General features: G+C 70.4%; 19 protein-coding genes. 10 read left to right on the forward strand and 9 right to left on the reverse strand.

Annotated features, from left to right (window positions below):
- Positions 1 to 57 precede the first annotated feature (57 nt).
- Positions 58 to 870: a helix-turn-helix domain-containing protein gene (locus tag NBG84_RS01060; RefSeq protein ID WP_250917270.1), complete on the forward strand. Its 813-nt coding sequence runs from the start codon at positions 58 to 60 to the stop codon at positions 868 to 870.
- Here NBG84_RS01060 and NBG84_RS01065 read toward each other — a convergent pair.
- On the reverse strand, positions 860 to 1,288 hold the full coding sequence (locus tag NBG84_RS01065) for a hypothetical protein (protein ID WP_250917271.1): 429 nt from the start codon (positions 1,286 to 1,288) through the stop codon (positions 860 to 862). The two genes, NBG84_RS01060 and NBG84_RS01065, sit on opposite strands and share 11 nt — an antisense overlap.
- Positions 1,289 to 1,551: 263 nt before the next feature.
- Here NBG84_RS01065 and NBG84_RS01070 point away from each other — a divergent pair, with 263 nt between their 5' ends.
- Positions 1,552 to 2,031: a peroxiredoxin gene (locus NBG84_RS01070; protein ID WP_250917272.1), complete on the forward strand. Its 480-nt coding sequence runs from the start codon at positions 1,552 to 1,554 to the stop codon at positions 2,029 to 2,031.
- Between the two features lie 303 nt (positions 2,032 to 2,334).
- Here NBG84_RS01070 and NBG84_RS01075 read toward each other — a convergent pair whose 3' ends face one another.
- Both NBG84_RS01075 and NBG84_RS01080 read right to left on the reverse strand, forming a co-directional pair.
- A complete protein-coding gene (locus NBG84_RS01075) occupies positions 2,335 to 4,578 on the reverse strand; it encodes a phage holin family protein (protein WP_250917273.1) in 2,244 nt (747 codons plus the stop codon).
- Positions 4,579 to 5,009: 431 nt separating this feature from the next.
- Positions 5,010 to 5,414 carry a serine integrase family protein gene (locus tag NBG84_RS01080; protein ID WP_250917274.1) on the reverse strand — a complete coding sequence of 135 codons (405 nt, stop codon included), beginning with the start codon at positions 5,412 to 5,414 and terminating at the stop codon, positions 5,010 to 5,012.
- 152 nt (positions 5,415 to 5,566) lie between these two features.
- Here NBG84_RS01080 and NBG84_RS01085 point away from each other — a divergent pair, with 152 nt between their 5' ends.
- Together NBG84_RS01085 and NBG84_RS01090 are read left to right on the forward strand one after the other, a co-directional pair.
- Positions 5,567 to 6,337, forward strand: coding sequence for an MBL fold metallo-hydrolase (locus tag NBG84_RS01085; RefSeq protein WP_250917275.1), 771 nt, complete (start codon positions 5,567 to 5,569; stop codon positions 6,335 to 6,337).
- Entirely contained in the window at positions 6,334 to 7,002 is a 669-nt protein-coding gene (locus tag NBG84_RS01090; RefSeq protein ID WP_250917276.1) for a DedA family protein, read from the forward strand. The genes NBG84_RS01085 and NBG84_RS01090 overlap by 4 nt, the downstream gene beginning before the upstream one ends.
- A 67-nt stretch (positions 7,003 to 7,069) precedes the next feature.
- On the opposite strand, the gene NBG84_RS01095 is transcribed toward NBG84_RS01090, so the two are convergent.
- The 3 genes from NBG84_RS01095 to NBG84_RS01105 all read right to left on the reverse strand — a co-directional run bounded on the left by NBG84_RS01095 (position 7,070) and on the right by NBG84_RS01105 (position 10,694).
- Positions 7,070 to 8,149: an MBL fold metallo-hydrolase gene (locus NBG84_RS01095; RefSeq protein ID WP_250917277.1), complete on the reverse strand. Its 1,080-nt coding sequence runs from the start codon at positions 8,147 to 8,149 to the stop codon at positions 7,070 to 7,072.
- A 12-nt stretch (positions 8,150 to 8,161) separates the two neighbouring features.
- Entirely contained in the window at positions 8,162 to 9,379 is a 1,218-nt protein-coding gene (locus tag NBG84_RS01100; RefSeq protein ID WP_250917278.1) for a pyridoxal phosphate-dependent aminotransferase family protein, read from the reverse strand.
- 106 nt (positions 9,380 to 9,485) lie between these two features.
- The gene (locus NBG84_RS01105) at positions 9,486 to 10,694 is read right to left on the reverse strand and encodes a sulfite oxidase (protein ID WP_250917317.1); all 1,209 of its coding nucleotides are present in this window, start codon (positions 10,692 to 10,694) and stop codon (positions 9,486 to 9,488) included.
- Between the two features lie 434 nt (positions 10,695 to 11,128).
- On the opposite strand from NBG84_RS01105, the gene NBG84_RS01110 reads away from it, so the two are divergent.
- From NBG84_RS01110 to NBG84_RS01125, 4 genes are all read left to right on the forward strand, one after another.
- Positions 11,129 to 12,634 carry a bifunctional phosphatase PAP2/diacylglycerol kinase family protein gene (locus tag NBG84_RS01110; RefSeq protein ID WP_250917279.1) on the forward strand — a complete coding sequence of 502 codons (1,506 nt, stop codon included), beginning with the start codon at positions 11,129 to 11,131 and terminating at the stop codon, positions 12,632 to 12,634.
- Positions 12,635 to 12,717: 83 nt separating this feature from the next.
- Positions 12,718 to 13,527 (forward strand): class I SAM-dependent methyltransferase, encoded by an 810-nt coding sequence (locus NBG84_RS01115; RefSeq protein WP_250917280.1) that lies wholly within the window; start codon positions 12,718 to 12,720, stop codon positions 13,525 to 13,527.
- Positions 13,528 to 13,793: 266 nt separating this feature from the next.
- The gene (locus NBG84_RS01120; RefSeq protein WP_250917281.1) at positions 13,794 to 14,147 is read left to right on the forward strand and encodes a VOC family protein; all 354 of its coding nucleotides are present in this window, start codon (positions 13,794 to 13,796) and stop codon (positions 14,145 to 14,147) included.
- A 135-nt stretch (positions 14,148 to 14,282) separates the two neighbouring features.
- Positions 14,283 to 14,879, forward strand: coding sequence for a TetR/AcrR family transcriptional regulator (locus NBG84_RS01125; protein ID WP_250917282.1), 597 nt, complete (start codon positions 14,283 to 14,285; stop codon positions 14,877 to 14,879).
- A gap of 197 nt (positions 14,880 to 15,076) precedes the next feature.
- Here NBG84_RS01125 and NBG84_RS01130 read toward each other — a convergent pair whose 3' ends face one another.
- From NBG84_RS01130 to NBG84_RS01140, 3 genes are all read right to left on the reverse strand, one after another.
- Entirely contained in the window at positions 15,077 to 17,047 is a 1,971-nt protein-coding gene (locus NBG84_RS01130; protein WP_250917283.1) for a DUF5107 domain-containing protein, read from the reverse strand.
- Between the two features lie 117 nt (positions 17,048 to 17,164).
- On the reverse strand, positions 17,165 to 17,818 hold the full coding sequence (locus tag NBG84_RS01135; protein WP_250917284.1) for a GNAT family N-acetyltransferase: 654 nt from the start codon (positions 17,816 to 17,818) through the stop codon (positions 17,165 to 17,167).
- A gap of 30 nt (positions 17,819 to 17,848) precedes the next feature.
- Positions 17,849 to 18,091, reverse strand: coding sequence for a lipopolysaccharide assembly protein LapA domain-containing protein (locus NBG84_RS01140; protein ID WP_250917285.1), 243 nt, complete (start codon positions 18,089 to 18,091; stop codon positions 17,849 to 17,851).
- A 189-nt stretch (positions 18,092 to 18,280) separates the two neighbouring features.
- Between NBG84_RS01140 and NBG84_RS01145 the strand changes: the two genes are divergently transcribed.
- Complete coding sequence (locus NBG84_RS01145; RefSeq protein ID WP_250917286.1) at positions 18,281 to 19,027, forward strand: GntR family transcriptional regulator; 747 nt, start codon at positions 18,281 to 18,283, stop codon at positions 19,025 to 19,027.
- A gap of 104 nt (positions 19,028 to 19,131) precedes the next feature.
- Positions 19,132 to 20,211 (forward strand): adenosine deaminase, encoded by a 1,080-nt coding sequence (locus NBG84_RS01150; RefSeq protein WP_250917287.1) that lies wholly within the window; start codon positions 19,132 to 19,134, stop codon positions 20,209 to 20,211.
- Positions 20,212 to 20,278 lie beyond the last annotated feature (67 nt).

Raw genomic sequence — 20,278 nt, forward strand, 5'->3', positions numbered from 1 at the left:
CCAGGCCACCGGGGACCGGCGCCACCGCCGGGGTGGCCGCCGTACTACGGTCGAGCCATGACGACTGTCGTATCCACCACGGAAGTGGGTCCGCTACTGCGCGGTTGGCGGGAGCGGCGGCGGGTGAGCCAGTTGGACTTGGCCCTGCGCGCTGACTCCTCCGCCCGGCACATCAGCTTTATCGAAACGGGGCGCTCCCGACCCAGCGAGGAGATGGTTCTCCGGCTCGCCCAGCACCTCGACGTCCCCGTCAGGGAACGCAACTCCCTGCTGCTCGCGGCCGGCTACGCCCCTCGATACGCCGAAACCCCACTCACCGATCCCTCGATGCTGGGGCTACGCGAAGGTATGGAGCGGCTGCTCAAGGGCTATGAGCCCTATCCTGCACTCGTGGTGAACGGCGTCTATGACGTGGTGGCGGCCAACCGCGGTATCGCCATGCTGCTGGAGGGCATACCCGGCCATCTGCTGGTGCCCCCGCTCAACGCCATGCGGATCACCCTCCACCCCGAGGGGCTGGCCCCACGCATTCGGAACCTACCGGAGTGGCGCGGCCATCTACGGGCCCAGATGGAGCGCCAGATCGCCCTCGCCCGCTCCCCCGAACTGTGCTCGCTCTACGAGGAGGTCAGCGCCTACCCCCCACCGCCGGGGGGCTTCGATGCGATCACGGAACAGCAGGATCCGGCTCCGTACCCCTTCTTCGCCCTACCGATGCGGATCGAACACGACGGGCGGGTGCTGTCCTTCGTCTCGTCCATCTCCACCTTCAACACGCCCATGGATGTGACGGTCGCCGAGTTGGCCATCGAGACCTTCCTCCCGGCCGATCCGGCGACCGTCGACTATCTGCGCTCCCTCACGCTCTGACGGCGTTGGACCGGACGCCGAGGGCTGCCCACTGGAGGGCGGCGAATCCGCCCACCACCAGCGCCTGGAGCACGATCCACACCGAGCCCGCGAGGGTCGGGTCAAACCACAGGAGGGGCGAGAGCAAGCTCAGCGCGGCCCATAGGGCATTGGCTTCGATCAGCAGCTTCACCGAGAACCCGGACGGGTTCCGCTGCGCGCCGAGCGCGCCCACACCCATGGTGAACACCAGCAGGAAGACGCCAAGGCCGAGGAGGACGCCGTCGTCGACCCCGGTCAGTCGGGCGACGGTCCCGGGAGCCACCGCGTAGACCAGCCCGTTGACCCCGGTGACGACGGCATCGAGCAGAAGGAAGCGGCGGAGCATGCGCTGCGGCTCGGAGGTGCGGGCGATACCGGTGAGGAGTGTGGCGGACATGGCTGATCAGCCTCCATCGAGGTCATGAGGATGGTTTTGGCCCAAGGTCCGGGCGGAGTGCGCCGCCCGGCCCCCGGTGCGACAAGACTGCCGGGACGGCCGGGAGGGGTCGATTACCCGGGAGGTAATGACCGCACTGACGTGGCATGGGCGGGGGGTGATGACAGGGCCGGGCGCCGGTGGGGACAATGGTCCTGGTCCGGGCGTGAACCGGCCCCTTGCGGTCGAGCGCAGCCGTCACCACTTCGTGGTTGGAGTCCCCCTTGGCAGCATCACCCGAGCGCGGCCAGCCGGTCGCCGATTTCACCCTCCCCGGCGGAGTACTCACCGACGGGGTCTTCGACCGGCGGGACTTCACCCTCAGCGAGCACCGAGGACATCCCCTGGTGCTCGCGTTCTACCCGGGGGACGACACCAGCGTCTGCACCAAGCAGCTGTGTGCGTACTCCAGCGGGCTCGACGCCTTCACCGACTGCGGGGCGCAGGTGTGGGGCATCAGCCCGCAGGGCGTGGACAGTCATGAGGCGTTCGCCCGGAAGCACGGGTTGCGGATGCCGTTGCTCGCCGATGTCGACATGGCGGTGACCCGTGCTTTCGGCGTCACGATGCCCGGTTTGGGAGTGCGGCGTTCGGTCTTCATCATCGCGGCTGACGGAACGCTGCACTGGAAGCACATCGCCGTCATCGGAGCCACGTTCCGGTCGACCAAGACGCTGACGCAGCAGTTGGCAGCCCTCGGCTAGCCCCGCTTCGGCGCCCGGGTGGCGGCCGATCGCAGAAGCCGCCACCTTCTGTCCGCTCGGTACGTTCGGTTCGCTCGGTACGTTCGGTTGGCTCGGTACGTTCGGTTGGCTCGGTTGGCTCGGTTGGCTCGGTTCGCCGACGCTGGTCCGGCGACGTCCCACGGCAAGGCGATCCGGTGTGCGGTGCGATGCCTCGTGATGTGCCCTGCGCAGGGCCGCCCCAGCTGCTCCCGGCCTGGGTTTCCGTCTCGGACTCGGCCCCGGTCCCGGTCGATCGGGGCATGGAAGGGGTTGTCCGGGGCCTCAGCCTGCGGAGGAGGCCTTGGTGGGGGATTCTGCCGCCGTCTCGGCGGCGCCTTCGATGGGCACCTGCGGGCCCGTGCACTCGCGCAGCCAGCGCCGCAGCACCCGATGGATCTGCTCCGCACCCACCAGTTCCCCTCCCGCCAGTTCCGCTTCCTCATCGAGCGGTGTGCTCAGTTCGAGGGGCGCGAGCAGAAAGGCCTGGGACTGCTCGCCACCGAGCCCGCCATGGGAGCCGATCTGTTGCTCGAACGCGTGGACCTGGCCGGTCTCGGGGTCGTACATCGAGTTGACCATGATGTCGGCGACATGCGGGAAGGTGTCCGTGCGGCGAACGGCTTCGGCCGCGCCCTTGCCGAAGACCGCCAGTGGGCCGTCATCGGCCAGCTCCGCCAGGGGGACCTCGACCCCACCGGCGCCCATGACCACCGAGCCGTGCTCCTCACTACGGACGAGGAGGAAGCCCACGCCGGGGTGGTTGGCGAGGGTGCTCAGCAGCGCGGGGTGGCGGGCTTCGATCTCTTCACGGCTGAGCCGACCCGGCCGATCAGGGAAGGAGATCAGCGCCAGATTTCCCGAGGCGAGCACGATGGGGGCGGCGGCTGGGGGGCGAGGGTCCCGAGGGGTGGGGGCGGCGGGGTCCTGCCCGATCGGATCGGGGCCAGACAGGTCAGGGGCGGCGGGATCGCGGGCCAGCGGTTGGAAGCCGGATGGATCGAGCTTGGTCAGTTCAGGGGCCACAAACTCCTCGGGGTAGGCGCCCCGGCGGTGAAGGCCGATCCGCAGCGCGTCCGCCGCCGCGTCGCGGGCCTCCGCACCGCACGCGGTCCGCTCCACCCGTCGTGACACGGGCAGCCCGCACCCCGCCCGTACCAAGTCCTTGAGGCTGAGCCCGTACGCTCCCTCGAATGTCTCGCCCGGGCTCTGTCCATGGTCGGAGAGCAGCACGATTCGGTAGGCGCGCGGGGCGTGTTCGGCCGCCTTGGCTATCAGGGCGATGGAACGGTCCAGCGACTCCAGCACCCGGACAGCATCCCGGCTGTGGGGTCCGGAGTGGTGCGCCACCTCGTCGTAGGCCACCAGATCGGCGTAGACCGCGGTACGCCCGGCGAGCATGTCGCCGATCACTGCCGCCACCACGACATCCCTTTCGATGACGGTCGCGAAGGCGCGGATGAAGGGGTAGAGGCCACCTCGCGCGACCCGTGGTCGGTCTCCGCGCAGTCGGGCCCGGGTCGACTGCTGTAGCTCACGGCAGACCTCGGCGACGAAGGACAGTGCCGTACGCACCGCGTTGGCCGGGTCGGAGAAGTAGGCGAAGTAGCCGGCGCGGGATCGATTCTCCCGGCCCCGGCGGGTGGAGACGGACAGCACCAGGGCGACCTGGTCGGCCCCACCGCTGAAGAGATTGCCGCGGCTCGCCCCGTCCAGCGTGAGCAACCCACCGTCTCCGGTGCGCTCGATCGCACGGCGCTGGAGCTCCACGGCGCTGGCGGGACGGTTGCTGACCATGATCCGTCCGCCGTCCTTCTCGTACCAGCGGAAGGCGGGCACATCGTGGTTGGAGCCGTGGAGGATGCCGAGCTGGCTGGAACCGGTCTGGCTGGACCAGTCGGTACGCCATGGGGTGAGCCGGTGGGTGCCGTCGAGCCACTCGGCGACGGTCGGCATCACCCCGTCCTTGACCGCGCGTTGCAGCACCTCGTGGCCGACCCCGTCGAGCTGGAGGAAGATCATGCCCGGGCACTCCATGCCGGTACTGTCCGCACCGGCGCCCTGTCTGCGCCGACGCCGGGTGGCGAGCCGGGAGAGTCTGCGGCCGTAGGCGTCGTCGTCCCTGACGGCCAGCGCGGTGGAACTGGCGGACGCGACGGCGGACATGACCGCGGCGACCACCACGGCCGTCTCGGGAGCCGCGTCACCGCGTCCATCGGGAATCAGCCATAGGGCGATCAGCAGGAGGGAGCCGTTGAGGAAGAAGACCAGCAACCCCAGCACCAGTGCGGGTACGAGGAGGAGCGCGCGGACGACCAGGGGCCACACCAGCGCGGTCAGCAGACCGAAGGCACCAGCGCCCCAGGCCGCCGTGACGGCGGTGCGGGTGATGCTGTCCCCGTCATCGGATTGGAGCTGGAAGTCGGGCAGCAGCCCGGCGAGCGCCAGCAGGGTAAGCGTCGACACCGCCCACACCACGATCACACGCAGGAGAGCACTGCCGGCCCTGCGCCACCGCCTTTCAGCCACGCCGATCCCACCTCACTTGAAAACAGACCCCCAGCCTGGCACAGCCGAGAGCATGACCCGCCCACAAGCCTTCCTCGCCGGACGGACGCCCGAGAGGTCCGAGCGGGGTCGGCCCGGCCGGTGCGCTTCAGGGGCGCGGGCGAGCCGGGGGAATCCCCGCTCCTCGGCTCCCTCGCCGGACGTCCTGAGGCTGAGGCGGCCCCGACCCACGGGACGAAGGCGTCGAAACGCACGGGCGGGCCAGGGACCAGCACGACTCGGCGTCCACTGCCGGCCAACCGATCGAGGTCCCGGGAGGCCCGGCCCGGAACCGCGGGCAGGCCCCCACCCCTCGTTGAGGCAGGCGGGCAAGGGCACGCACCACGGCCGCCGGTGCGAGGGGCATTCCGTCGTCGGCGTCGCCAACCGCTTGGACGGCCTGGAAGGCCTGGTCAGCAGCCGTCGTAGCCCGCCGTGGGCATGGACAGCCTGCGGTGGACATCCGCCTTCATCGCCGCGTCGTACACGGGCTCGGGCAGATTCGCGCTCTCCAGCCCGACACCCCGTTTCGCGCACTCATCGGCGAACTCCGGCACCGAGAGCAGCGCCCGGGACAGCACCTGTTCGTTGGCGGCCACAAAGAGATCGACCGTGCCGCCCTCCACATCCGCCCAGAGGGCGCAGAGGTCGTGGCGCACCCCGGAGAAGACCAGCTGACGCGTCACGGTGTGCCCCCGCTCATCAGCCCACCGGGCACACATCCGCAGCTGACTGCGGGTGTCCACCAGGAAGGAGTGCTGGTCGAGTTCTTCGAGGGGAGTCAGGCTCGCGATCGCCGCCACCCGTAAGCCACCCATGGTTGTCCCCCTGCCGATCGCCGTTCGCCCGCCGACCCTACTCCGGATGAGGCCCGAGGGCTTGGCCCGCCATGTGGTCGCGCGCCCGTCAGGGATGCCGGCACAGCGCTTACGCTCGTACTCGAAGCCCTACGGGATGAGGGAGGACGGAGGTGCCGGTGGAGGTCACCTGGTGGGGTCATGCCACCTGCACGGTCGAGGATTCCGGTGTGCGGGTGCTGACCGATCCGCTTTTCGTGCGTCGGCTGGCGCATCTCCGCCGCCGCCGGGGGGCAGTGCCGCCGCCCGAAGCAGCGATGGCGGACGCCGTCCTCGTCTCTCATCTCCACTCGGACCATCTCCATCTTCCCTCGCTGGCTCGCCTGTCCCCCGGCACTCGTCTGGTGGTACCGAGCGGCGCCTGCCGGGCGGTACCCGGTCTTTGCCGGCTGGGGTTGGAGATCACCGAGGTCGCCCCGGATGACGAGGTGCGGGTGGGGCCGCTGACCATACGGGCCGTGCCCGCGCTCCATGACGGACGGCGGCTACCGGTGGGGCCGCAGCGCTCGCCCGCGCTGGGCTTTGTGATCGCCGGTGAGGCCCGTACCTACTTCGCCGGGGACACCGGACTGTTCGACTCCATGGCGGATGAGGTCGGTCAGGTGGATGTGGCCCTGCTCCCGGTCGGTGGCTGGGGCCCCTATTTGGGGCATGGCCATCTGGATGCGGGACGGGCGGCGCAGGCGGTGGCCGCTCTCGCGCCACGCTCGGCGGTGCCGGTGCACTACGGCACCTACTGGCCGATCGGGTTGGACGGTGTCCGACCGCATGAGTTCCACGCCCCGGGCGAGGAGTTCGTCCGCAAAACAGCTCGGCTCGCCCCTGAGGTGGCCGTGCACCGGCTGGGTCACGGCGAGCGGTTCAGACCGGAGGCATCCTCGTGACCAGCCTGCTCTCGGACGCGCTGTCCGGGCTTTCGGACTTCGTGGAGCAGTTGCCTCCCGAGTCGACCCAGCAGGCCGTGGGTTATCCCTCGCTCTTCCTCCTGATCGTCCTGGGGGCGTTGGTGCCTGTGGTGCCCACGGGGGCCCTGGTGAGCTCGGCTGCCGTGGTGGCCTTTCATCAGACGGCCCCCTTGGCGCTGCTGCTGATCTTCCTGGTGGCGTCGTCCGCGGCGTTCGTCGGCGATGTGACCCTCTACTGGCTCGGGCAGCGTGGTGTCCGCTCCAAGAACGGCTCCCGCTGGTTGGAGCGGTTGCGCGGTCATGCCGCACCCGAACGGCTTGAGCAGGCGCAGCAGAAGTTGGAAGACCATGGCGTCGCCGTGCTGGTGCTCTCCCGGTTGGTGCCGGCGGGTCGAATACCCGTGATGCTGGCGTGTCTGCTGGCCGAAATGCCGATGCGCACCTTCATCCGGGGCAATGTGCCGGCCTGTCTGGCGTGGGCGGTGACGTATCAGTTGATCGGCATTCTGGGTGGGTCGCTGTTCAACGAGGCCTGGAAGGGTGTGGCGGTCGCGGTGGCGGTGACCGTGGTGATCAGTGGGGTGCCGGCGCTGTGGCGGGGTGTTCGGCGGCGGCGTCCGGGCTCGTCCGGGCAGCACGCCTGAGGATGTCTCCTGGGACCGTGGCCGGACGTGGGGGTGGAACGGCCACCGCCCCTGGTGCACCTGTCCGCTATGCGGTGAGCACCTGGGAGCCCCCCACCGGCAGGTCCCATAGCTGGCCGCGTGGTCTACCGGTCCGCTCCCAGGCCGCCCGAACCCGGGCGAGGGGCTCCAGTACCGGTTCGGCCGAGAGGACGAAGGTCGCCCAGTGCATGGGGGCCATGTTGCGCGCGCCGAGGTCGACAAAGGCCCGCACCGCGTCTTCCGGGTCGGTGTGCACATCCTGCAGCCACCAGCGCGGGGCGTACGCGCCGATCGGCAGCAGGGCAAGATCGAGACCCGGGTGGCGGCGGCCGATCTCCTGGAACCAGTGCCCGTAACCGGTGTCGCCCGCGAAGTAGACGGATTGGCCCAGCGGGTCGGTGAGTACCCAGCCACCCCACAGCGAGCGGTTGGTGTCGGTCAGGGTGCGCTTGGACCAGTGGTGGGCCGGTACGAAGTCAAAGCGGACGCCGTGCAACTCGGCGCCCTCCCACCAGTCCAGTTCGGTCACCCGGGTGAAGCGGCGGCGGCGAAACCAGCGGGCGAGTCCGGCCGGGGCGAAGACGGGGGTGCGGCGAGGCAGCCTCCGCAGGGTCGGGGCGTCCAGATGGTCGAAGTGGTTGTGGCTGATCACCACGGCGTCGATGGGCGGGAGATCCTCCCAGCGCACCCCGACGGGGGTGATCCTGGCCGGAGTGCCGAGGATGCGCCGTGACCACACGGGGTCGGTGAGAACCGTGAGCCCGCCGATGGAGAGCACCCAGCTGGCGTGCCCGACCCAGGTGGCGGCGAGGGTGGTGCTGTCCACCGCGGGGAGGGGGCCGGGGGCGAAGGGCAGCAGGGGAATGTCCCGTAGCCCGTCGGGTCCGGGGCGCACCGCGCCCTCGCGGGCGAGCCGCGCCATGGCACGGACACCGGGCAGTGGCGCGGTGAGTCGATGGGCGAAGGTCCGGGGCCAGTGGCGGACCTCGCCCAGGGCGCGGGTCCGGCTCGCGGTCGCGGGCGGCTTTCCCTCCCCACCGCCGGTCAGCGTTCCCCCACCGCTCACGGTGGAGGTCTGCTCCTCCGACTGGTCCGCTCCGTCCGTGCGCTCTCCCTGCTCGGCCATCCTGGGCTCCGTTCAACGCAGTTCGTCGAAGGCCGTTCCAAGAATGCTCAACGCCTCCGCGACATGCGGCAATTCCAGGGGCGCTGGTGAGGTGAGAGACTCCTGCCGCTCTTGCGGGGTTGCTCCCAGCAGGGGTGCGGTCGCCAACCGCACCCGTAGCGCGCCCAACTCATCGCCGAATCGGTGCCCTCCAGGGGCGGGTGCCCCAAGACGGGCGGTCAGATACTCCTCCAGTTCCATGGAGTCATTGGCACCCTGCGCGGCGAGCCGGGGGCGCAGGGGGCCGAGGTCCGCATAGAGGTGGCGTCCGGCTTGCGGTGGGCGGGCGAGGGCTCCGGAGTTGAGGACCGCGCGGTGTATGGCGGCGGCCACGGTCGCGTGCAGGGCGACGGTCTGTTCCCTACGGGCGACCAGCGGCCCTGGTTCCCGAAGGGCGTGCGTGGCCGCCACCGCGAGGGGTTCGGCGATGAGCGCGCCGAGTGCGGTGATGATGTCGAGGGTTCTGGCGCGGTGGGCGGCTCCCGCCGCGGTCGGGGGGAAGCGAGCGATCGCCACCGGCCAGGAGGAGGGCAGCAGGGCGCCCGCCAGATCGCTGATCACGGTGACGTGGTCGGGCCACATTTCGGCGGGACTGAGGAGCACGGTGCCCTGGGGCCGGTGGAGGGTGTCCCCCCAGGTCTCGTCGCTGATGATCTGCATGCCCTCACCGATCGCGGCCTCGCATGCCTCGCGTACGGTTTCGGGCGGTGGAACGGTTGCCGTGGGGTCGTCGGCGACGGAGAGCAGCAGCAGGGTGGGCCGGCCGCCTTCGGCCCGCACCCGCCGTACCGTCTCCAGCAGGGCGTAGGGGTCGGGCACACCACCGCACTCGGCCGGCGTGGGCACATGGTAGGCAGGGCGGCTCAGCAGCCGGGCCTGCGGGGTCCACCAGGCCGGGCAGGGCCGGGGCATCAGCACATCCCCGTGGTAGGCCCCGATCAGTGCGAAGAGCAGCGGCTGCGGGCCGGCGGCGGCGACCACCTCATCGATGCCGGCCGGTAGTCCTCGCCGCCGCCAGTACCCGCAGGCCGCCTCGCGCAGCAGTGGTCCGCCGCCGGGTGGCTCGCCCAGTGCGCTTGCGGAGGCCCCGGCGAGGACTTCGGCCAGTTCGGCGGGGACGGGGAGACCTGGTTCGGGTGCGGGCGGCCCGTAGCGGACGGGTCCGTGCCCTTCGGTGTCCGTCCGCCGCATACCGTCACATCCGACCGCTGTTCCGCCGGAGCCGGCCCGTCGCCTAGCCCACGTGCCCTTTATACGGAGGTTCGGGCCGGGCCGCCCGGTGAGCGGGCGTCGGACTTCAGACGACGGTGATCTGGTGGCGCACTACCGCGTCGAAGAGATAGCCCTGGGTGTTGTGGACGGTGCGCTCGGGTTGGCTGTTTCCAGCGAGGTCGGTGGTGCGGGCTCTCAGCTCGGCCGTGCCGGCGCTTCGTGGACGCCAGGGCAATGACCAGCGCACCCAGCCATGGCGGCGCGGGGTGTCGTGCAGTCGCGCCCTTCGCCAGTGCGTTCCCCCGTCGGTGCTGACCTCGACCGTGCGCACCGGGGCGGCCGCCGACCAGGCCCGGCCGGTGAGTCGATGGGTCCTGCCCGCCTCCAGCAGTGCGCCGTTGGGGAGCTCGAAGGCGCTCTTGATGGTCTGCCTGGTGAGGGGCGCGCTGCCGGCGGGGGGATGAGCCGCCCCGAAGAGTCGGTAGAACTGGGTGTTCCATGGAGACTCCAGAGGAGTGTCACTGACCTCGATGTCGCCCAGCCACTTGATGGAGGCGATGCCGATCCACGACGGCACGATCACCCGAACCGGGAAGCCGTGGTCGTACGGGAGGGGCTCGCCGTTCATCTCGTACGCCAGGATCACATCGTCGAGGGCCTTGGCGACGGGCAGTGGGCGACGGACCCGGCCGAGGTTGTTGCCACCGCTGATGAACTCGTCGTCCAAGCCGCGCGGCATCACATCGACGGCGGACGAGGCGATCCCGGCGCGATGCAGGACATCGCGCAGTCGTACCCCACGCCAGCGGGCGGCGCCGATTGCCCCCAGGGTCCAGGAGGTACCGCTGACGGCTTCGCCCTGCTGGGTGGTGAAGAAGCTCCGCCCATTGCCCGCGCACTCCACCACGGCGGTACGGGTGACGGAGGGAAGGGATCTGAGCTGCCCGTAGCTGAAGTCCACTGGCCCGCGACCGCGCAGTCCACTGCCCCAGACGCTCAGGCGCCAATCGCTTTCGGTGAGACGCGGTGTGGAGGTGTGGTTGCGGACGAAGAACCGCTCGGCGGGAGTGAGCTGACCGGTTTCGCGCAGGGCCTCGAAACGGGTCTCGGCGTTGGTACCGCGGATGGTGAAGACCTCGGAGGGAAGGGGTTTGACAATGCCCGGCGCGATGGCGAGCTGGGGGTGTGGCGCCGTGGGGGAAGCGGCCCGGGCAGGTAAAACGGGCGTGAGACCGGCGGTGAGGGGAGCGACGGCCAGCAGTTTCAGCAGATCACGGCGGTGGGTGGCGGACATGGGCAGCACGGAGGCCTCCTCGGTGGTGGGCGAGATGGAGAGGGTGGGTGGGTGCTCGGCTGCTGGTGGCTCCCCTGGGCACCTGGGTACCAGCGGAGGGTGTGCGCGAGGGTGGGGAGCCGGGGTACCCGGCCTCACCGGGTCGACAGGTGTCGGCAGCTCTCCCCCCGGGACGGATCGGTGAGGGAGCAGACAGCTGGATCGGAGCCTCAGCGATTCACCAGGTCATACCGGTCATCAGGTCAACAGGGACAGGACCGCGCTCGGCGCGATATCGCTGCCGGGAAGGCCCAGTTGTCCTCGGTGATGAGCATGCCGGCGATCCTAGCCCCGCTCCACCGCCATCCGACAGGCCAGGTGGGCAAGCTGACGCCGGGCGCGCCGAATGGGGGGCCGCGGGCGTGGAAGGCAGCCACACGGGGTACGCGCGATCCATGTCACCTGCGCAAGCACAGCAGAATGCAGGGCTGCGGACCACTGTCCCCAACCTGCTCAGCCACCTGGACCGACGGGTCTTTCACTCCATCGCGTCCCGGGAGTGGCCAGGGGCCGAGCCGGTGCTGCCCCGGCTGAGCCGCAGTGCCAACCACGGGCTGCTCTGGCTGGGCGCGGCCGCCGGGATCGCCGCGTTGGGAAGCGGAGCCCGCTCGCGGCGCGCCGCGATGCGCGGAGTGGCGTCGCTCGCCCTCGCGTCCGCCGCCATCAACACCATCGGCAAGCGGTCCGTGCGCAGGGCCAGGCCGGTGCTTGACGGGGTGCCGGTGATACGGCAGCTCAAGCGGCAGCCCTTCACCACGTCGTTCCCCTCCGGTCATGCCGCGTCTGCTGCGGCGTTCGCCACCGGGGTGGCCCTGGAGTCAAAGGGCTGGGGTGCGGTGGTCGCTCCGGTTGCCGCGTCGGTGGCGTTCTCTCGTGTCTACACGGGCGTCCACTACCCCAGCGATGTGCTGGTGGGTGCGGCGCTGGGAGTAGGTGCGGCCTTCGCGGTACGGGGCCTGGTGCCCACCAGGTCACAGCTGCCGTCGCCGGGCAGGCCCCAGACGAGTGCGCCAGCGCTGCCTGACGGCGATGGGCTGGTGATGGTGGTGAACCGCCACTCGGGTTCGGCCGATTCAGCGGCTCTGATCGAGGAGGCGCTACCGCGCGCGGAGATCGTGGAGTGCGGCCCCGGGGAGCTCGGGGCGGCCCTGGACAAGGCAGCCCGAAACTGCCGGGCACTCGGTGTGTTCGGTGGGGACGGCACCATCAACCGGGCCGCGGTCTCAGCCATAGAGCAGGGGGTGCCGCTCGCGGTGTTCCCGGGTGGCACCTTCAACCACTTCGCCTATGACCTCGGCATTGAGTCAGCCGATGACACCTGTCGCGCACTGACCAGCGGGGACGCGGTGAAGGTGGATCTGGGGCGGTTCACTCCTGGCCCCGACGAGTCAGAGGGCCGGCCGGGCTACTTCCTCAACACGTTCAGTCTGGGCGTCTACCCGGAGTTGGTGAACATCCGGGAGCACTGGTCGCCGAGGATCGGCGGTTGGCCCGCGGGCGTGGTCGCGGCGGCAAGGGTCCTGCGCCATGGGCGCCCGCTGGAGGCAGTGGTGCAGGGCAGGCGCAGGCCGATGTGGCTGCTCTTCGCCGGGAACGGTGTCTACCAGCGGGTGGGTCCGACGCCGGGCCACCGCCAGAACCTCGCGGATGGCCTGCTGGATGTCCGGGTGGTGCACGGTGGGCGTTGGCCGGGACTGCGACTGCTGGCCGCCGCACTCGCCGGGCCGTTCAGCCGGTCGCCGGTGCACGCGGCGGAGCAGTTGCACCAGCTGCGGATCTCCGGCATCGAGCCCGGCACTCCGCTGGCCTACGACGGTGAAGTGGCGGTGGCGCCAGCCGAGTTCACCGTGGACAAGGCGGTCGGCGCACTCACGGTCTACCGACCGCAGGCACTCCTCTAGTCGTCTCACTATGCAAGATACGAGTCTCACTATTCGATGAGCGGGCGTACTGTGAAGGCCTCGCCATTCGAAGGAGACCTGCCATGCCCCAGGAATCTGCCGTCTACACCCATGGCCACCATGAGTCCGTGCTTCGCTCACACACCTGGCGTACCGCCGCGAACTCGGCCGCCTACCTCGTGGGTGAACTGACCCAGGACATGCGGATTCTGGACATCGGCTGCGGCCCGGGCACCATCACCGCGGACCTGGCGGCGCTGGTGCCGCAGGGCCATGTCACGGGTGTGGACATCTCAGCGGAAATCGTCGACCAGGCACGGGAGTTCGCCAAGCGGCGTGAGCTCACCCAGGTGGACTTCGCCGTGGCGGACATCAACGGCCTGGACTTCCCGGACGACTCCTTCGACGTCGTCCACGCCCATCAGGTGCTCCAGCACGTGGGCGATCCCATCGGCGCGCTGCGCGAGATGCGGCGGGTGTGCCGCCCCGGGGGGATCGTCGCCGTGCGCGACAGTGACTACGGCGCCTTCACCTGGTTCCCCCACATTCCGGTGTTGGACGAGTGGCAGGCGCTCTACCAGCGGGTCGCCCGGGCCAACGGCGGCGAGCCGGACGCGGGTCGACGACTGCTGTCCTGGGCCCAGAGCGCGGGATTCACCGAGATCAGCCCCTCGGCGTCGGTCTGGTGTTTCGCCACACCGGATGAGCGCGCCTGGTGGAGCGGACTATGGGCGGACCGTACGACGGCGTCGGTGTACGCGGACCTGGCGGTGGACGGCGGCCATACGGCGGTAGGCCATCTGGCCGCCATCGCGGACGGCTGGCGGGAGTGGGGCACCCGGGACGACGCATGGTTCGTGGTGCCGCACGGCGAAGTGCTCTGCCGCGCCTGATCGCACCGCGCGGAGAGCACAACACCTCACAACGGGTGTGCGCGCACCGCGGCGCACAGGCGCGAGGGGTCACCCACAGGGCTGCTCGTAACGCCTCGGACGGCTGCGAGGGAGTCATCCAACGCCCGCCCCGTTGGTTCCGATGGCCTCCGAGAGGCCTCTGGAGGGCTGGAGTTGAGCCACCGTTCTGGCAGGGAATCGCCGTAATCATCACCAACTGCCAGCAAGTGACCCCCTCACCGGCCGCCGCGAACTAGGCTCCCCTCATGGAGATCCTCGGAACGACCTTGCGCGTCTGCGTCGACGACCTGGAGGCCGCAGCAGCCTTCTACCAACGACTCACCGGGACCACCCCACTGCGGTTCGAGCGCGGTGGGGTGTCGGTCGCCGCGGTCGGGTGTTTTCTGCTGATGAGCGGACCGGAGTCGGAGTTGGAAGTCCTGCGCAAGGTGACGGCGACCATCGCCGTCAGGGATGTCGACGAGGCCTACGCCTCGCTGTGCGAAGTGGGCGCCAAGGTCGTCGCCGGACCGGTTCCCACACCGGTGGGCCGCAATCTCATCGCCGTACACCCCGATGGTTCGGTGTTCGAGTACGCCGACCGCAAGGCCTCGGTGTAGGCCCTACGCGGACGCCAACGCCGACCGCGACGACAACGGCGGCCGTCCGGGTCTTCGCAGCAGAGGATCAACCGGGCGGTCAGCTAGGACAGTTACCTCGTCTCAGCGCCCCATCGACGACCTCTGCCACGAGGCATGACGGGGACAGCCATCCGCGATGCGCGCGAGCAGCTGTTCGAGGCTGCCGAGCGCGTTCTGCTCCGGGCCGGACCGAGCGCGCTGACCAGCAGGGCGGTCACCACGGAAGCGGGCTGCGCCAAGGGGGTGCTGCACCGTCACTTCGCCGACTTCGACGCCTTCCTCGCGGAGCTCGTACTGAACCGCGTCGCCCGCATCGACGGCCAGGGCGCCGCCCTGCGCGACCTGGCAGGCAGCGGGACCGTCGCCGGCAATGTCACCGCTACGTCGACGTCCCTGTTCGGGTCGGTCGCCGTGGCGATCGTCGGCCTCGTCACCTCCCGGGATGAGCTGCGCGCCCGACTGCGCGCGGCGCGGCCGACGGGCGTGCCGGTCCTGACGGAGGCCGCTGCCATGATCGCCTCCTATCTCACCGCCGAACAGGAGCGGGGCCGCGTCCCGGTGGAGGCCGATGTCGACACACTCGCTCCGGCACTGATCGGGGCGGTGCGTATGCAGTTCGCCGACCGCAACAGCACCCCGCCGAAGACCGAGGCGGTCCACCGGGTCGTCACCACGGTCCTCGCCGGTCTCGTACGAGAACCGCGGCCCTGAACGGGCCCAACCGGCCCCGTCCAAGGCGTGCGTACGGACCGCGGTCCAGCGCATGGCTCAGGCAGACGCCTGACGATCCCGACCACGGGTGGGTTCGCGACCTCGATCAGCGTCAGTCGCGTCGCGCCCGATCGGCCTGCGCCGCCCTTCCGACTGCACGGCTTGCCCGGTCCTCCCCCTGCTCACGCCCACGCGCCTCAGTCCGCGGGCCGCATCCGGTAGTCGTATGTCTCAGGCACCGGCTCATCCGACAGTTCGGACCATGTCCCCGCCAGGATCTCGGCCCCCTCCTTGAGGTCGGCCACCTCGAACCCCGCGTCAAAGATCGCCCGCGCCTCGTCGCGATATCCCTCGGCCAGCAGCAGCCGGGCATGGATCAGACGGAACCGGCCGCGCTGCTGAACCGCTGGGCGCAGCCTGGCCCAGACCGTGCGGGCCTCCTCGGTGCGGCCCGTGGCCAGCAGGGCTTCGATCGCCTCCCGGCCCAGCGCGGTCGTGGCGGCCGTCCAGGTCTCCCCGCTGTCGCGGCGCTCTTGGCAGAGGTCGTCGAAGGCCTCGGCGAAACGTTCGGCGGCGCGCTCCGGATGGCCGCCTTCCTGGTCCGCCACGGCGAGGCAGCGCAGCAGCGGCCAGCGGGACGGTGCCAGTTCCAGGCCGCGTTCCCAACTGCGCACCGCTTGGGCGAGGTCGCCGGCGTGCCACTGCGCCACGCCGAGGTGGTACTCGGTGAGCGGGTCGGCGGGCGCGGTCTCCAGCATGTCGCGCCAGTGCTGGGCCACCAGCGATGGCCCCGGGGGAAGGACCCGGCGTGGCTCCGGAAGGACCCCGGAGGTCAGCAGCTCATGCCAGGGAGCCTGTTCGTCTCCGAGCGTCGCCTCGCCGAAGGGGGTGCCGGGCAGTTTGAAGCCGGTGCGCAGCACCTCCAGGGCGCCCCACCCCGATCCGGCGGCGAGCGAGCTGACCGGCTCGGTGTCCGCATGGGGCAGCCACGCCCGGTACGCGGCGTCCACGGCCTCCCGGGACAGCGCCGCGCTCAGCCGTGACTCGACCTCGGTCCTGGCTCCGGCCCAGTCCTCGCCGTGTACCGCGGCGGGATCGGCGCTGAGCGGTCCATATGCCTCCAGCCAGCTGACGTCGCTCTCGCCTTCGAGACGTACGTGCTCCAGCTGGGTACGGGCGAGTCCCGCTTGGATCTCGGCGTATCCGGGTGTGTCCGGGTCGGTCAGCCAACGCTGCCAGCGCCGTCCGGCGCCGCCGGCCCCCCACAGGAAGAGTTTGCGGCCGCGCAGCGTGTCGGTCGACGTCAGGACGAGTCCATGGCCTTCCCCGTCGAGCGCGGCGATCCATTTGCGGGCGCCGCTGGGAACTTCATAGAAGTAGTCCGCCGGGTGGTCGCTACGCAGTGGATAGGTGCGGTCCACACCCTGCTGTTCGGGTACCGGCACTCGTTCGAGGTTACGGGCGTAGTCACAGTGCCAGGCCTCATCGGCGGGGGCGAGAACGCGGGTGTCGGGGCGCTCCTCGACGGCCGTACTGCTCCACCAGTAGACGGGTGCGGGCCGCTCATGGGGATTGCGGACGCGGATGCCGGCGTAGAGGAAGGCGGAGTCCGACGGTAGCCAGAGGTCGATCTGGAAGGGGAGGTCGCGTAGTCGTTCCCACTCCCAGAGCCTCAGCATCTCGCCGCCGTCGGGGGCGGGGACCACGGCTGCGTGCAGCGGTGCGCAGGAGAGGGTGGAATGTCCGGTCGCGCCGATGTTCCACTCGATGCCGCCGGAGAACCAGGCGCCGTTGAGGGCGAAGTTCGCTGGCTGGAACACCGGGTTGCGGTAGAGGAGTTCCCGTCCGGTCGCTTTGTGGTGCAGGGAGTGGATCCGGCCGCCGAACTCCGGCAGTACGGTGGCGCGCAGCTGGTCGTTCTCGATGACGATGGCGGCGAACTCAGCCGGGGTGCGCTCTCGGTCGTAGCCGTCGAGCACCCGCACCGGGAGCAAGGTGCGCAGTGGCTCATAGCGGATCTGGCGCGCCATGTCGCGCGGCAGCTCCGCCATCGCCCGCTCGCTGAGGGAGTGCTTCTCGCCGAGCGGTCGCAGTGCGGGCAGCGGATTGGCCGGGCCCACCGGGGCCGCGGGCAGGTTCAGTACGGTACGCCGCACGGTGGTGGCCAAGGCAACCTCACTTCGCTTCTCGGAGGCCGCCGACTCCAGCGGGCGGCGGCCCGATGACCATGGAACAGGGTCATCGGGCCGGCGAACAGGGGTACCGGGGGGTCAGTCTTTGGCCAACTACGACTCGGCGCTCTCACGCATGGCGCTGGTGATCGCCCATCGCTCATGGTCGCGCCAGGCTCCATCAATGTGGAGGAAGTCGGGTGAATAGCCCTCCAGCCGGAAGCCCGCACCCCGGATGAGCGCCAGGGAGGCCAGATTCCCGGGCTGGACGTTGGCTTCGAGCCGATGGAGGTCGAGCGGACCGAAGGCGTAGCGCAGCACCAGGTCAAGGGCCTCGCGCAGCAGCCCGCGCCCGCTGGCGTGGGCGAAGGCACCGTAGCCGAGGGCTCCGCAGCGAAAGGAGCCTCGAACGATGTTGTTGATGTTGATGAATCCGGCGATGCGATCCGGTCCTCGCGCCGATGGGCTCGCCCGCCCAGGCTCACGCTGGCGAGCCGCGCCAGGGCCGGCCTCACTCCCGGGGGACGGTTCCCTCGCACAGACCAGCAGCCCCACTCTGGCGGGGTCGTCGATGAGGTGCCGCGCATAGGTGGCGTACGCCTCGACGGTGAGGGGCGGGAAGAGCCAGGGCCGGTGGTGACCGACGCTGGCCCGCGCGGCCGCGGTGAACTCCTCGCCGTCCTCCTGGGTGAAGGGTCGGACGCCCACTCTGGGGCCGACCGCCAGATAGTGGTGGCCAGCTGACCCGGTGGGCGGGGAGGTGGGCATCTCGGCAGGTTATCGGCTCTGCTGGGGCCGCTATCTGGGGCGTCGCCGGAAGAAGTAGCCGCCGCACAGGGCCCCGATGACGAACATGGCCAGCAGGGCGAGATAGAGCGGCATGGTGACTTCCGGGATGAGCAGTCGGATCCTGACTTCCCGGGTGTTCTCGAAGATGAAGACGATGGCCAGGATCGTGAGTACGCCGACCGCGATCCGCGCGGGCGTCAGCCGATCCCGGAAGCCGCTCTTCCGGCCTCTCGATGTTCCCTGGGCGCTCATGCCACCAGAATGGGTCGAGTCCGGCAGGGGGGTTCGGTGGAGCGGGCCGTTCGGGTGAGGAACGGTCGGGGCGGCAGAGCGCGTCGTCGGCGTGAGTGCCAAAGGTTCTGGAACCTCGAAACCCTCCCGGCTCCTGTCTGACAAGCTAGAGAGTCATTCCGTGGAAGAGCCCTGGAAGAGGAGTCGATGGTGGCAGTCAGCCGACCACAGCGCCGACCTGTTGTCGTCCTGTACGAACGGATCGCCGACGCCATCAACGAAGGCGCCTACCCCCCTGGCTCCACCCTGCCGTCGGAACCGCGGCTGGCGACCGAGCTCGGGGTGAGCCGGCCCGCGCTCCGCGAGGCCCTGCTGCTGCTCCAGGAGGACGGGTTGCTGACCGTGCGCCGCGGGGTCGGCCGTACCGTCAACATCAGCCCGCCGCGCCGCGGCCATGAGCGTATCCAGCCCCTGGAGGAGTTGCTGTCCAGCGGCTCGGCGGCGCGGGTGGGACCGCTGCTGCGGGCGGTCGAGGAGCCCACCGACTTCACCACTCAGCAACTGCTCGCCCCCGCCGGGTCCGAGCTGCGGTTCTGGGAGTCCGTACTGGAGACCGAGGGCATGGCCGCCGTGCTCAGCCAGGAGTGGGCGGCCCCCGAAGACGTCCTGCAAGGGGCCCATCCCGCCTTCGCCAAGGCGCTGCGATCCTCTTCGGCCCCGGCCGGCTCCATGCTCGCCGTACTGGTCGGGGCCTCGCGCGAGACACAGCTGACCGGACACAGCGCGGTGACCGCGACGCTCCTCGGACAGCGTCGCGGGGAGCAGTTGGACCGCGCCCCGGGGACCCCCGCGGTGCTGATCACCCAGGTGGTGCGGGCGGGCGGTACCCCGGTGCTGGCGGCCAAGCACATGTTGCCGACGGGCGCGCCCGCCCTGCCCGTGCTCCACTCGGGCTGATCCGGCGACCGGCCGCGGAGGAGCCCCGGGACGACGGGGAGCGGGCAGCGGCCGAGACGGCCGTCACGGCGGCACCGCCCTCGGGTGCCGTACACTCCCGGGCCATGCACTTGTCTGACATCATCACCGTGCCCAAGGTCGTACTCCATGACCATCTGGACGGCGGTCTCCGCCCCGCCACGATCATCGAGCTGGCCCGGGAGCACGGCTATGACGCGCTGCCCACCGAGGACCCGAGGGCCCTGGCCGAGTGGTTCCGGGACGCGGCGGACTCCGGCTCGCTGGAACGGTATCTGGAGACGTTCGCCCACACCTGCGCGGTGATGCAGACCCAGGGCGCCCTGGAGCGGGTGGCCGCCGAGTGCGCCGAGGACCTGGCGGCCGACGGGGTCGTCTACGCGGAGATCCGCTACGCCCCGGAGCAGCATCTGGAGCGCGGGCTGACCCTCGATGAGGTCGTGGACGCGGTCAACGCCGGTTTCCGGGAGGGCGAGCGTCGTGCGCGGGGACGGATCACGGTCCGTACGCTGCTCACCGGCATGCGGCACACCGACCGCTCACTGGAGATAGCCGAGCTCACGGTCGCCCACCGCGATCGCGGAGTGGCCGGCTTCGACATCGCGGGCGGCGAAGTCGGCAACCCGCCGGCCCGCCATCTGACCGCCTTCCAGCATCTGAAGCGACACAACTGCCACTTCACCATCCACGCCGGTGAGGCCGTGGGCGCCGAGTCCATCCACGAGGCCGTCGGGATCTGCGGCGCGGAGCGGATCGGACACGGAGTGCGCATCACCGATGACATCACGGTGCACGACGACGGCACGGCCTCCCTCGGCCATCTGGCCGCCTACGTCCGCGACAACCGCATCGCGCTGGAGCTGTGCCCGACCTCCAACCTCCAGACGGGCGCGGCGAAGGACTACGCCACCCACCCGATCGATCTGCTGCGCGGGCTCGGCTTCCGCGTGACCCTCAACACGGACAACCGACTGGTCTCCGGCACCACCATGAGCCAGGAGTTCCAGCACATGGTGCGGGCGTTCGGGTACGGGCCGGAGGTGTTCGAGGAGTTCACCGTCGCGGCGATCGAGTCGGCCTTCCTCCCGCTGCCGGAGCGGCAGCGGCTGATCGACGAGGTCATCCGCCCGGGGTACGCGGCGCTCGCCACTCAGCCGACGCGGTAGCCCGCGGAACACCGGGCCATCCACGTGGATCATGAGCGGACCGGGCGTCGACGCCCGCTGCCGGACG

It is taken from the genome of Streptomyces albipurpureus (genome assembly GCF_023701525.1).
Taxonomy (GTDB): domain Bacteria; phylum Actinomycetota; class Actinomycetes; order Streptomycetales; family Streptomycetaceae; genus Streptomyces; species Streptomyces albipurpureus.

Excerpts from the sequence above, each read along its gene's own strand:
- NBG84_RS01065 (WP_250917271.1), bottom strand. The coding sequence starts at position 1,288 with ATGTCCGCCACACTCCTCACCGGTATCGCCCGCACCTCCGAGCCGCAG.
- NBG84_RS01110 (WP_250917279.1), top strand. The coding sequence starts at position 11,129 with ATGTCACCTGCGCAAGCACAGCAGAATGCAGGGCTGCGGACCACTGTC.
- NBG84_RS01105 (WP_250917317.1), bottom strand. The coding sequence starts at position 10,694 with ATGTCCGCCACCCACCGCCGTGATCTGCTGAAACTGCTGGCCGTCGCT.
- NBG84_RS01100 (WP_250917278.1), bottom strand. The coding sequence starts at position 9,379 with ATGCGGCGGACGGACACCGAAGGGCACGGACCCGTCCGCTACGGGCCG.
- NBG84_RS01115 (WP_250917280.1), top strand. The coding sequence starts at position 12,718 with ATGCCCCAGGAATCTGCCGTCTACACCCATGGCCACCATGAGTCCGTG.
- NBG84_RS01140 (WP_250917285.1), bottom strand. The coding sequence starts at position 18,091 with ATGAGCGCCCAGGGAACATCGAGAGGCCGGAAGAGCGGCTTCCGGGAT.
- NBG84_RS01125 (WP_250917282.1), top strand. The coding sequence starts at position 14,283 with ATGACGGGGACAGCCATCCGCGATGCGCGCGAGCAGCTGTTCGAGGCT.
- NBG84_RS01060 (WP_250917270.1), top strand. The coding sequence starts at position 58 with ATGACGACTGTCGTATCCACCACGGAAGTGGGTCCGCTACTGCGCGGT.
- NBG84_RS01080 (WP_250917274.1), bottom strand. The coding sequence starts at position 5,414 with ATGGGTGGCTTACGGGTGGCGGCGATCGCGAGCCTGACTCCCCTCGAA.
- NBG84_RS01120 (WP_250917281.1), top strand. The coding sequence starts at position 13,794 with ATGGAGATCCTCGGAACGACCTTGCGCGTCTGCGTCGACGACCTGGAG.
- NBG84_RS01150 (WP_250917287.1), top strand. The coding sequence starts at position 19,132 with ATGCACTTGTCTGACATCATCACCGTGCCCAAGGTCGTACTCCATGAC.
- NBG84_RS01135 (WP_250917284.1), bottom strand. The coding sequence starts at position 17,818 with ATGCCCACCTCCCCGCCCACCGGGTCAGCTGGCCACCACTATCTGGCG.
- NBG84_RS01095 (WP_250917277.1), bottom strand. The coding sequence starts at position 8,149 with ATGGCCGAGCAGGGAGAGCGCACGGACGGAGCGGACCAGTCGGAGGAG.